General features: G+C 68.2%; 11 protein-coding genes. 1 reads left to right on the forward strand and 10 read right to left on the reverse strand.

Annotation, left to right across the window (positions count from 1 at the left end; all coding sequences use genetic code 11):
• Positions 1-3: 3 nt before the first annotated feature.
• Entirely contained in the window at positions 4-897 is an 894-nt protein-coding gene (locus tag AB0G47_RS10085) for a LysR family transcriptional regulator (protein ID WP_360766334.1), read from the forward strand.
• Here AB0G47_RS10085 and AB0G47_RS10090 read toward each other — a convergent pair.
• The 10 genes from AB0G47_RS10090 to AB0G47_RS10135 all read right to left on the reverse strand — a co-directional run bounded on the left by AB0G47_RS10090 (position 878) and on the right by AB0G47_RS10135 (position 11,320).
• Positions 878-1,570, reverse strand: a complete 693-nt coding sequence (locus tag AB0G47_RS10090) for a hypothetical protein (protein WP_360766337.1) — start codon at positions 1,568-1,570, stop codon at positions 878-880. The two genes, AB0G47_RS10085 and AB0G47_RS10090, sit on opposite strands and share 20 nt — an antisense overlap.
• A 21-nt stretch (positions 1,571-1,591) precedes the next feature.
• Positions 1,592-2,245 (reverse strand): hypothetical protein, encoded by a 654-nt coding sequence (locus AB0G47_RS10095; protein ID WP_360766340.1) that lies wholly within the window; start codon positions 2,243-2,245, stop codon positions 1,592-1,594.
• Positions 2,246-2,270: 25 nt separating this feature from the next.
• On the reverse strand, positions 2,271-3,626 hold the full coding sequence (locus tag AB0G47_RS10100; protein WP_360766342.1) for a putative T7SS-secreted protein: 1,356 nt from the start codon (positions 3,624-3,626) through the stop codon (positions 2,271-2,273).
• Complete coding sequence (locus tag AB0G47_RS10105) at positions 3,623-3,955, reverse strand: hypothetical protein (RefSeq protein WP_360766345.1); 333 nt, start codon at positions 3,953-3,955, stop codon at positions 3,623-3,625. The genes AB0G47_RS10100 and AB0G47_RS10105 overlap by 4 nt, the downstream gene beginning before the upstream one ends.
• Positions 3,956-3,999: 44 nt before the next feature.
• Positions 4,000-4,746 (reverse strand): hypothetical protein, encoded by a 747-nt coding sequence (locus AB0G47_RS10110; RefSeq protein ID WP_360766348.1) that lies wholly within the window; start codon positions 4,744-4,746, stop codon positions 4,000-4,002.
• Positions 4,747-5,042: 296 nt separating this feature from the next.
• Positions 5,043-5,702, reverse strand: coding sequence for a hypothetical protein (locus AB0G47_RS10115; RefSeq protein WP_360766351.1), 660 nt, complete (start codon positions 5,700-5,702; stop codon positions 5,043-5,045).
• Positions 5,703-5,942: 240 nt separating this feature from the next.
• Positions 5,943-7,178, reverse strand: a complete 1,236-nt coding sequence (locus AB0G47_RS10120; protein WP_360766353.1) for an acyltransferase — start codon at positions 7,176-7,178, stop codon at positions 5,943-5,945.
• Entirely contained in the window at positions 7,175-9,259 is a 2,085-nt protein-coding gene (locus AB0G47_RS10125; RefSeq protein WP_360766601.1) for a glycosyltransferase, read from the reverse strand. Before AB0G47_RS10125 ends, AB0G47_RS10120 begins: the two co-directional genes overlap by 4 nt.
• A 152-nt stretch (positions 9,260-9,411) precedes the next feature.
• The gene (locus tag AB0G47_RS10130) at positions 9,412-10,110 is read right to left on the reverse strand and encodes a hypothetical protein (RefSeq protein WP_360766356.1); all 699 of its coding nucleotides are present in this window, start codon (positions 10,108-10,110) and stop codon (positions 9,412-9,414) included.
• Positions 10,111-10,342: 232 nt separating this feature from the next.
• Entirely contained in the window at positions 10,343-11,320 is a 978-nt protein-coding gene (locus AB0G47_RS10135) for a LysR family transcriptional regulator (protein ID WP_360766604.1), read from the reverse strand.
• Positions 11,321-11,337: the final 17 nt, after the last annotated feature.

Below are 11,337 nucleotides of genomic sequence, written 5' to 3' on the forward strand. Positions count from 1 at the left end.
GGCATGGATCCGCACCTTCTCCGTACGTTCGTTGCCGTGGCGCGCTGCGGTTCCTTCTCCGAGGCGGCTCGCGAACTGGGCTACACCCAGTCGGCGGTGTCCCAGCACATCGCCGCGCTCGAAAGCGACCTCGGAGCGGTCCTGCTGCAGCGGCGACCGGTCTCTCCGACAGGCGTTGGCGTGCGGCTCCTTGAGCACGCGGGGCCGCTGCTGTTGCGACTGGACGCCGCCCGCGCGGACATCGCGCGCCTCACTGCGGCGCCCGCAGCTGCCCGCATCGTCATCGGCGTCTCGCCTCTGGCCCTGACACCACAGCTCACCCGGACTCTTGCCGACATACGCCGGAGGCAACCCCTCTGGGAGATGACCGTACGCGTCGTGACCCGCGAGGTCATCACCCGCCAAGTCGCCACCGCAGCACTGGACATCGGCCTGGTCGACGGCGTGGCCGCGCCCAATGACCCACTCAACCTCCCCGATGTCGGCCAACTCACGACGATGGCTGTCACTGAGCAACGACCGGCCGTTGCTCTCCCCGCTCAGCACCCACTGGCAGGCCGGACCGGCCTCCGCCTGGTCGACCTCGCCGATGCCCGCTGGATCGACGCCCCCGACACCGCCATCCCACTGGCACAGCTGCGCTCCGCGAGCGGAACCGACGGCTTTCGCCCGTCCTTGCGCTACGAAGGAACCGACGTACGCGGCCTCCTCGCCCTCACCGCGGCAGGACACGGCCTAGCGCTACTGCCCCAGCCGACAATCGAGGGCATCCCCGGCATCAACGCGGTCCTGGTCTCCGCACCACGACTGGTACACCGCACCGAGGTCCTGCACAGCAACGCGGCGGACGGTCCCCCGTCACTCCTCGCGGCAGCGCTCAGGCGGGCCGCGGGATGACGTCGGCGAGCGGATCATCGAAGCTGACCAGCTCCGCGACCTGTCCGAGGATGGCGCGGTAGTGCTCCCGGTGATCGACTTCGGCGGTGGCCAGCGTGAGGATGGCAAGTCGCCTGCCCGCCGGGTGCGGAAGATGGGCGTGAATCTGGAGCAGCGGCTGCTGCGGGAGGCCGCTCCCGGGCGAGGGCGTGCGCACGGTCTCGCTTACGGACGCGGGCCCGCAGGGCAGTTCGACGTACTCGACGTGTGTGTGCCCCTCGGACGACGCGACGGCACGGGCGGCGGTGATGGCGGGCGGGGCGAGGGCGATGTCGCGCCAGGAGAGGGTGAGGAGGGAGAGCAGCAGCGGGCCGCCCGTTCCGCCGCCTACGTCGTCTCGATGCAGACCCACGGAGCAGTGGACTGTCCCGGCCTCGCGGAGTGCTTCCAATATCTGCCGCCCTGCTGAAAGTTGGGCGATGAGCTGCTGCCGCGCTGCGTCATCGGGAGCCGCGTCGAGGAGTGGGGCGAGGGCGGCGCGCAGCTTCTCGGTGGCTGGGGAGTCCTGCGGGGCCAGGAACACGTCGAGCGGGATGGCGTTGAAGCCGGCCGGTTCGACGAACCAGATGTCCGCGTCGGGGTCTTGGGCGGATTCGTGGAGGGTGAAGAAGGGGGTGGAGGTGTCGCTACTCATGGGGGCATGCCTCTTCAGGGGCTAGGCCGGGTAGATGCCGACGCGCCGGCCGCGCTCGATGTCCTCGGGGGTTGCGCCCCAGTCTGAGAAGTGGCGGCCGCCCTCGGCGCTCATCTGCTGGTGAAGGACTTGCAGACGCCGGGGTGCTTGGCCGCTGGCCGTTGGAGCGGCGATGAGCCCAATGAATCGGGGGTCACCGGCGAACCACACCACCTCGATCTGGGCCTTCAGCTTGGGCTTGGCGCGGAGGGCCAGCCTTCGGCTCCACCACTCCATACGCATGTGCTGGCCGAATACCAACGGCAGTTGCTGATCTGGATATGCCGGATTGGGGAACTCGAACCACCCGTGCTGACTGCCGACAACATCCGGGTACTTGGTCAGCCCATTCGGGACTCCCCGCAGTACCTGCCATGGGTACGTTCGGAGGATACGCAGCATGCGCAGCGCCGGGGGAAAGTACTTGAACTGGGTGTAGACACGGTAAAACCCGTAGAGGAAGTAGGGCATGAAGACCCAGACGACCCAATTGGGTGTGTAGGTCGAGATGCCCAGGAGCACGATCCAGCCTCCCGCCCAACCGATGAGTCCGAGCACGTTCATACACATGTGCCGCAGCCAAGCCAACCGGGTCGGCGGGTGGTCCCAGGCAGTGGCGAAGTCAGCAGGATTCATGAGGCGCTCTTTTCCGTCGAGAGAATCACGAGAAGGCATGGCGGGCGAGGCTCAGAACGCCACCGCTGTCGAGGCCCAGCCGTGCACCGTCGATCCCGGCGACGGCACCGTCCTTGACCTTGGTGTCGTCGCCGTCCATGGCGCTGTCGATCAGGCCGAAGTTCGCTGTGCCCACACCAATGGCCCCTGAACCGCCAGCTACCGCCTTGGCAGCCTTGGCTGGGTCACTCGCCCCCCGGACCATTCGCGCGATGAACCGGTTGTCCAGTGCTGCGATGGCCCGCGCCTCATCCATGGTCTTGCTGCCGATGGTGGCCATCTTCTGACCAAGGCTCATGGCTTGAGAGCCCCCACGCAGGGCATCCGCAGCCTCTCGACCTCCCTTCACGACAGCCACCAACCCCGGAACCATCCCCACCCCATCCGCCCCCACCGACACCGCATTGCTCCAAAAGTCCGCATCGAACTCCCGCTTGGTAACCCCGTCCATCAACGACGCCCGCACCTCCGGATCCGACACCCTCATCCCAAGCGCACCCGCACTCAACGCCGAAGACGCCAACATCAACGCCGCCACCATCGCGATCCCCAACGGACCGGAAAAGACGATCGCCACCAGGGCGACGACACCAGCCAGCGCACTAAGAATGTCCGGCAGGTTCTCCTTGACCCAGTCGGTCGCCTTGTCGAACCAGCCTGGTTCATTCGGCGCCAGCCGGTGCGTCGCGTCACGGATCTTGCCCGCCCGGTAATTGGCCCGCTTCTCGTGCTCGTCGGCCAGGTCCCGGGCCCGTTTCAGAATCCGGTCGAGTTCATCCTGAGCGTCCTGCACCTGCCCGTTGGCCCGTCGCAACGCCTTCTTCGCGTCGTCGTGCCGGGCCGCGCCCTCCTTGTCCAGGTCCGGGTCGTCACCCGCACGCTCGGCGCGCCCCTTCTCTGCTTCCAGGGCAACACGTGCGTCCTTCGCCGCCTGGTTCAGGCGTTTGGCCCGGCGCTGGAAATCGTCGAGTTCACCGTGCCAGCGGTTCAGGTGCCTGGCCGCTTTACCGATGGAATTGGCCGCGTCCTTAAGGTTTTTCGGGAGTGGACCATCCTCGATCTGCTCCCGGAAGGCGACGGCCGCGTCACCCTTCCAGTAGCTGCCGTCCATCAATCGAGTCACCACACCGTGCGTCTCATGGAGAGTCGCGGCGCAGTCGACCAGTTTCCGGCGCAGCGCCTTCACCGTGTCGGTGTCGCCCGGCACCGGGTTGAACCCGAGATCCGCGTAGTCAGGATTCGGGACCTCCGGAGAGGACTTCATGCCCTGCGGAAGCGGACCGTTGCGGCGGGCCGGCGAATTCGACGGGAGGGTCGTCGCGGCAGCGGGATCGTACGTCAAGCCACACCCCCAGAACCGCCACGCTTCCCCTTGCTCCTGCCCTTCTCCTTCAGGCACTCCTCCAGCGCCTTGTCGACCTCGCGGTAACTCTCCTTGCTCGCGTTGATGATCTTCGCGAGATCCTCGGTCTGCTCACCGATCTGTTCCGTGCCGTACTTCCAGTCGTCCTGAAAGTCCTCGCAGGCCCAGTCGAGGTCGTCCGTCCCGAGGCCCATGGTGGTCGCATCACCCAGCGCCCTGCTCATGCTCTTCAGCGAATCCCTCGATCTGTTGAGCAGCTTCATGAAGTGTTCGAGCTCATCACCGTCGACCACGAGCCGATCCGCCATCGCGCGCGCTTCTCCTCTGCTTGCGAATACGTAGACACTCACACTCACCGGTTGACGGACTGGATCTCCTGCACCACGACGTCCTGCGCCGCCCCGTACACCCCGTCCGGCAGACCGCCCCCGTCACCCGCCGTACTGGTCCAACTGATCTGCCAAGTCAGGGTGGCGTTCAGTTCGTACGAGCCGCCCTGCCCCGAGGCCCGCAAGTACCGCACGCCACACGGAGGCAGCGTCTGCGCCGACGTCCCCTTGGCCCGTGGCGCACCGATCCGCCCGCCTCTGATGGGGCACTCTCCCGAGGCCGGGAACGTCTCGGCATCCGCCGTGCCGGGATCGATCGTGAGGGAGACGGGCCGAGCGGTCGTGGTCGCGGAGAGCCCGGCCCCCGGAATGCTCGCGGTCACCGAGACCTTCTTGAACTTGGCCTTGTCCAGCCAGATCCAGGTCGGCAGATTGACCTTCGTGCCGCCGGGCGGCGCCATGGCGACTTCCGTGTCGGGGACGGGGAGTTCGTCGTACGCGTACGCGGCGAGAACCGCCGGGCTCACGGCGAGAGGCTCATCCGGCGCCTCCCCCTTGTCGACCCAGAACGGCGGCCGGTCGCAGGCCATCGCCTCGGGGTCGTCCTTGCGGTTGGGATTGACCACACGGGCCCAGAACATCCCCTCGCCCTGTTTGTCGAGGTTGTAATTCTTGTAGGGGTGACCGTCTTTGTAGTACGCGTCGAATACGTCCCCCAGAGCGGCGCCGATACCGACCATGAACGGGGCGCCGACACCGAGTCCACGCATTCCCTTGACCATCGCTTCGATTTCCTTGGGCGAGAACGCGGGCTCGTACCAGCACGCCGGAGGAGTCCAGTTGATGTCCGCAGAGGAGAGGTTGCCGGTCCTCCTGGCGGCCCTCGAATCTCCGTTGACGCTCGTCTGAATGCTCGTCCGGACAGTGATGGTCTTGCCCTGCGTGCCACCCCGAGCACTCCCGTGGCTTCCACCCAGGCTCTTGTCACCCGCGTACGCAAGATCGGACGACGCACCCGCAACCAGCGCCAGACCCACGAGCATCAGGGCCCGTCGAGGCAATCCGCTCAAGGCTGACACTTCTGCGCGCCTTCCTCGGAGGTCACGCTCGTCGCCTGCCAGACGCCGTTGTTGTTCTTCTCCATCCGCACGTTGTACGAGATGTAGTCATCCTTGTCGCCGGGGGTCTTCTTGACCGCCCCCGTCTTGCGGTTCGCGCTGTATGCCTTCGTCTCGTCGCCGCAGTAAGTGACAGCCGCGGCCCCGCCCTTGAGGAACGTGACTTGCTGGTCGTAGTACCGAGTCAGTCCCACCCACGTGACGCCTGCGTCATAGAACGACTGGACATACGTGGCAGCGCTGACGAGCGCGTCGCCCGCCGAGTAGAACTCCAGCGCCGGATGCTTCTTGGCATCGACGGTGATGGCCTCATCGATTGAGTTGATCACGCGCTCGTTGTCCGCAAGCACCGCATCCTTAACCGAATCCCCCGTCTCACCACCCTCGAAGACGTTGTCCACGCCCTTCGGCAGCTTGATCTCCGGCCGGTCGATGCCGTCGGCAGACGCTGTTGGGGACGGCGGCCTTCTCCCGCTCTCCCCCACGTCCGCCCCCGCGATCTTCTCCGCGCCCTTGTCCCCCTCGGCACCTCCTCCACACGCAGACAGCGAAAGCACCACGGCAACAGTGACGGCGGCCGCTGCGAACAGGTGGGGGCGACTGGGCATGTTCGGCTCCTGGCGAGGCAAGCGAGGCGAGGCGAAGACCCTCGGGAGCGAGCAAGCTATCCACGAGCCACTGCCGGTGCCAGCGGCATGTTCACCGGGCGTTAGGACATAACAGCACATTCAAGGGCCCCGAATTCACCCTTAGTTGGTAACTTCGCGCCGCCCTGAGCCCCGCACACAAAAGTGGCCGCACACCGCACCAAAGTGCGATCCACGGCCACCCTCACGCCGACGCGCGCGCTACCGAGCGGCCCGCCGCCCCTTCCCCGCCTTCGCCCCGTTCGGCCAGAGCCGAGGCCTCCGCTGCGCCGCCACATCCTCCAGCCAGCCCACGGCAACGATCATCAGCCCGATCAACGGCCACACCAGCACCGTCATCCACAGCATGTACGTCGAGTCCAGCGCCGAGCTCCACTGCTCGTCCTGCATGAACGGCAAGTCGTACGCCATGTCGATGATCGGCACCGTCGCCATGATCAGCAGGTTGTGCCAGAGGTAGATCGTGACCGCACGGTTGTTGGACAGCGTCACCAGCTTGTCCCATTTCCTCAAGCGGCCCGGCAGCTCCTGCCACGACGGCGAGTACTGGAACAGGATGACGACGAAACCGAAGGACCACGCCGCCTGCGCCAGCGGGATGTCGTTCAGGTCCCAGCCGTCCGGGCCCAGATGGCCCGACGCCCACCACAGGCCGAAGGCCATGATCAGTGCCGAGACGGACACCGCCACGTAGCGCGGCACGCGCGCCAGTACGCCCTCCTGGTGGGCGAAGCCAAGCACCCAGCAGCTGCCGTACACCGCGAAGTCCGACACCGCGTTGCCCGTCTCGCCGGGGATCTTCACGACGTCCGTGGCGAGCACCGCCGTCAGCGCCAGCGGCGCGAACAGCGTGACCCACGGGAGCCTGCGGAACGCCCACAGCAACAACGGCGAGGCGATCACGAACCACAAGTACGCGCGGATGTACCAGAGCGGGCCCGCGGCCTGCGCCGGCCAGGTGTCCTCCAGGAGGCCCGCCTTGTCCCCGATGTGCCAGGGGAACGGCGGGGCGCCTATCGGGAACACGTAATTGAGCATCGACACCAGGCCCCAGGTGTCCCCGTGGTCCGGGTCCTTGGTCACGTTCCAGCCGCCGTAGAACAGCAGGAACAGTGCCACCGCGCTGAACGCCCACATCGGCGGGAGCAGTCGGCGTATTCGGCCCCTGATCACGCCCCACGCCGGGCGCTTCAGCGAGCGTGCCATCAGCGCGCCCGCCAGCGCGAACATCACGCCCATCGACGGGAACAGGATCGTCAGCCAGGCCCAGCCGAACAGGTGGTAGATGACGACGCGGACCAGGGCCAGCGAGCGCAGTACGTCGAAGTAGCGGTCCCGGCCCGGCTTCTTGCCGGCAACGGGAGCGGATGCGGGAGCGGGCCCCGCAGGAGGCGCCGCCTGAGGCACCTGCGGCAGCGGTTGCGTGGGATAGGTCATGCGACGGGCCTCCGATCGGCGCCGCCCGCCCGCTGCTGCGGAATCGAGGGCGGCGATCCCAGCACTCCCGTACGCCGGAGCTTCTGCCAGCGCAGGCGGCCTCCGGTCAGGGCAGTGATCCAGGACTGCAGCAGCACGACGTACATCAGCTGCCGGTAGAGGATCTGCTGGAGGGGCAGCGAGATCAGATGGGTCATGCGCTCGCGGTCGAGCCGGAAGGCGTACGCCGCGCACACCGCCTGGATGGCGAGGACGCCGAGCCACGCGATGATCGTCTTCTGGGTGGGGCCGAAGACCAATCCGTAGAGGAGGAATACGTCGATCAGGGGCGCGAGGAGCGGTGCCAGGACCATGAACAGGGACACCAAGGGCATGCCGACCCTGCCGAAGCGGCCCGACGGGCCCGATTCGATCAGCGAGCGGCGGTGCTTCCAGATCGCCTGCATCGTGCCGTACGACCAGCGGTAGCGCTGGGACCACAGCTGCTGCACCGTCTCCGGTGCCTCGGTCCAGGCGCGCGCCTTCTCGGCGTACACGACCCGCCAGCCGTCCCGGTGCATCGCCATGGTGATGTCGGTGTCCTCGGCGAGCGTGTCGTCGCTCATGCCGCCGACCCGCTCAAGTGCCGAACGCCGGAAGGCTCCCACGGCGCCGGGGATGGTCGGCATGCAGCCGAGCATGTCGTACATCCGGCGGTCGAGGTTGAAGCCCATCACGTATTCGATGTGCTGCCACGCGCCGATGAGGGAGTCCCTGTTGCCGACCTTCGCGTTGCCCGCCACCGCGCCCACGCGCGGGTCGCCGAACGGCTGCACCAACTCGCGGACGGTGGACTGCTCGAAGACCGTGTCGCCGTCCATCATCACGATGAGGTCGAAGCGGGCGTTGGCGATCCCGCGGTTGAGCGCCGCGGGCTTGCCCGCGTTCTGCTGGCGTACGACGCGTACGTTCGGCAGGCGAAGGCCCTCGACGATCAGCGCGGTGCCGTCCGTCGAGCCGTCGTCGATGACGATGATCTCGATGGGGTGGTCGCTGGTCATGAGTGAACGGACGGTGGCCTCTATGCACTTGGCCTCGTTGTACGCCGGGACCAGGACCGAGACCGGTTCTGTGACGTCCGGGCCCCAGCGGAAGCCGCGTTTGCGGACCTTGCGCGCGTGCACCGCGGAGAGCAGCAGCATCAGGGCGAAGCGGGCCATCACGAGGAAGCCGATCACTGCCAGTGCGACGACGAGGCCGCCGGTGATCTGCTCCGAGGCGCCGACCAGGAAGACCCAGGCCTTGCCCTTCCACAGCTCTATGCCGGTGACCGGCGCGTGCGCGCTGCGCGTCTCCAGGGCCTCGGTGAGGTTGGTGAAGTGGTAGCCCTTGTCCTGCAGATCGGGCAGGAAGGTGTCGAGCGCGGCGACCGTCTGCGAGCGGTCGCCTCCGGAGTCGTGCATCAGGACGACGGCGCCCTTGCCGCCCTTGGGCGTGGCACGGCGGATGATCTCGTCGACGCCGGGGCGCCTCCAGTCCTCGCTGTCGGTGTTGTTGACGACGGTGAGATAGCCGCGGCTGCCTATGTACTTCGTGACCGGCCAGGACTTGTTGTCCATCGCGTCCGAGAAGGAGGAGTACGGGGGGCGGAACAGGGAGGTGCGGATGCCTGCCGCGCCCGCGAGGGCCAGCTGGTTCTGCGAGAGCTCCCAGTCGATGCGACTCGTGGACTGGTAGGAGAGGTCCGGGTGGTTGAACGTGTGCAGCCCGACCTCGTGGCCCTCGGCGACCATGCGTTCGACCAGGTCGGGGTAGCGCGACGCCATCGTGCCGGTGACGAAGAAGACGCCGTGCGCGTGGTGCTTCTTCAGTACGTCCAGGACCTTGGGGGTCCACTCCGGGTCCGGGCCGTCGTCGAAGGTGAGGACCAGGCGGTGGTCGGGGACGCTCAGCGTCTCCTCGTGACCGCCCCGGGTGTCGATGACCGGGCCGCCGCCTTCGAGGACCTCCTTGGGCACCTTGTCCGTGGCCGCGGGCGGGCGCACGCGGTGGTCGGCGAGGATCTCGCTGTGGGTGTACCCGCGCAGCATCAGCATCGCCATCAGGGCGACGAGAAGCAGCGAGGGCAGCAGATAGCGCAGGGGGAGTCTGCGCCGCCTGGTGACCCGCGCGGGCTTTGCGCGGCGGCGGCCGCCCCCGGACTGGGCGTGGCTGTTCCGGGCGCGGTTGGACCGGCCCCTGTTGGTGCGGGCGTTCATCGCTGTGCGGCCTCCGAGGGCTGCTGGTCAGCGCTTTGCGGGGACTGGTAGCCGACCGACTGGGCGCTCGTGGACTGCTGGTCGGCGGCGGGGTTCACCACGGGGACTTCGCCGCCGCCTCCCGCGCCGCCGCTGGAGGACTCGGTGGGGTCCGGATCCGTGGGCGGGTCCGTCGGCTCGGTCGGGTCCGGGTCGGGGTCGGGCGTGGTGGGCTTGTCCGTGGGGTCGGGATCGCCGCCGTCGTCCGTCGGGTCCGGGTCGGGCTTGCCGTCGTCCGTCGGGTCGGGGCCGGGGGACTCGCCGCCGGGCTTGGTGGTGTCGTCGTCCGGCTTCGTGGGGTCGGCGGGGTCGCTGCCGCCGGGCGCGGGCGCGGTGCCGCCGGCGTCCGTCGCGCCGGGCGACGGTGTCGCGCCGGGCGAGACCGAGGGGTCGGCCGAGTCCGCCGGGCCGTCGGGTGTGTCCACCTGGCTCGCCGGCTTGTCGTCCTTGGGCTTTACCGGCAGCCAGGGCGCGTTGGAGTTTCCCGAGAGCAGGGTGCTGACGATGATCACTGCGTAGACGGCGCAGGCGATGCCCACGATCACGCCTATGCGGCGGTACATCCGGCTGCGGCGGCCCGTCTCGTCGACGAAAACCGGCCCGTCCGGCGCGTCCTGGTCACTCTTGGCGGAGAAGTCCGCCAGCTGTCGCCCCACCCCGTCGATCTGAACGGTGACCTCGTTCGGATCATGGGTGTGTTCCGGTAGGGCATCTTCTCGCCAATTGTCCATGCGTACGCGCAACCCCCCACATAACCTGTCTCGGGCGCGCACGACTCCGGGCAACTCTGCCGTCCGGACCGGGCCCCCACCCGATCCGAGCGCCCCCCTATCACACCGTGCCCGGGCTATGAATGTAGCGCACGGCGGCGACAGTCGTACTAATCCGTCAGTCCAGACTCATCATGATGAGTGCATCTGTGGCCGGAACCCATCCGTCTTCGGGCCTTCGGAGCCATCCCTCGGCGGCGGCGAGCTCGGCGGCGGCCCTGCGCAGCGCGTCCACTCCTGGATGCACCAGGCCCTTCCGCCACACCAGCGACACCGGCGACAGGGGGACAGGGTCGGTCAAAGGCCGCAGAACGGCCCCGGGCATGGCCGGAAAGTCCACCACGGCGAGCACGGGGTTCCGGTTCTTGGCCATGATCCGCCCGAACTCCTCCTGGCCCACCGCGAGCGGCGCGGGCGGCGCCACCTCGATGCCGCGCCCCGCGAAGAGCCGGTGCGCCAGGTCGGTCCACTCCAGCGTCCGGTGATTGCCCGCCCCTGCATACACGCTCTCTCCGGCCAGCGCGTCCAGCGGCACCGCGTCGAGCTCGGCCAGCGGATGGCCGAGCGGCAGCAGCACCGCCATCGGCTCGTACCGCACGGGCTGCTGGTCGAGCCGCGCCCGCAGCGCCGGTTCGAGCCCTGCGTACCGCCCGAAGGACACATCGAGCCGCCCCGCGTCGATCTCCGCCGCGGCGTAGGTGAGGCCGCTCTCGAAGCGGGCCATCAGCTCGCATTCGGGGGCGAGTTCGCGGGCCCGCTCCAGGATCCGCCCGAAGACGAGCCCCGGGCTGTTCAGGTCCACCAGAAGGGGCCTGGCCGAAGCGGCCGCGCCGCCGCGGTCCCGGGGGAAGGCGGCCGCCAGATCGTCCTGCGCCTCCAGGACCCGCCGCGCGTACGGAAGCAGCCGTTCCCCCTCCGCCGTCAGCGTGACCTGCCGCGTCGTGCGCGCGAAGAGGCCGGCGCCCAACTCCCGCTCCAGGCGCCGCACATCACGGCTCAGCGCCTGCTGGGCGACGTACAGTCTGGCGGCGGCCCGGGTGAAGTGCAGCTCTTCGGCGACGACCACGAAGGCCCGCAGAAGGCGCGGGTCCACCAGGTCGCGTACGTCGCGCG

Source organism: Streptomyces sp. NPDC021622 (assembly GCF_040640795.1).
GTDB lineage: Bacteria > Actinomycetota > Actinomycetes > Streptomycetales > Streptomycetaceae > Streptomyces.

Coding starts and splice junctions, on each gene's coding strand:
- AB0G47_RS10085 (WP_360766334.1), top strand. CDS start 4: ATGGATCCGCACCTTCTCCGTACGTTCGTTGCCGTGGCGCGCTGCGGT.
- AB0G47_RS10090 (WP_360766337.1), bottom strand. CDS start 1,570: ATGAGTAGCGACACCTCCACCCCCTTCTTCACCCTCCACGAATCCGCC.
- AB0G47_RS10095 (WP_360766340.1), bottom strand. CDS start 2,245: ATGAATCCTGCTGACTTCGCCACTGCCTGGGACCACCCGCCGACCCGG.
- AB0G47_RS10105 (WP_360766345.1), bottom strand. CDS start 3,955: ATGGCGGATCGGCTCGTGGTCGACGGTGATGAGCTCGAACACTTCATG.
- AB0G47_RS10110 (WP_360766348.1), bottom strand. CDS start 4,746: ATGCGTGGACTCGGTGTCGGCGCCCCGTTCATGGTCGGTATCGGCGCC.
- AB0G47_RS10115 (WP_360766351.1), bottom strand. CDS start 5,702: ATGCCCAGTCGCCCCCACCTGTTCGCAGCGGCCGCCGTCACTGTTGCC.
- AB0G47_RS10120 (WP_360766353.1), bottom strand. CDS start 7,178: ATGACCTATCCCACGCAACCGCTGCCGCAGGTGCCTCAGGCGGCGCCT.
- AB0G47_RS10125 (WP_360766601.1), bottom strand. CDS start 9,259: ATGGCGATGCTGATGCTGCGCGGGTACACCCACAGCGAGATCCTCGCC.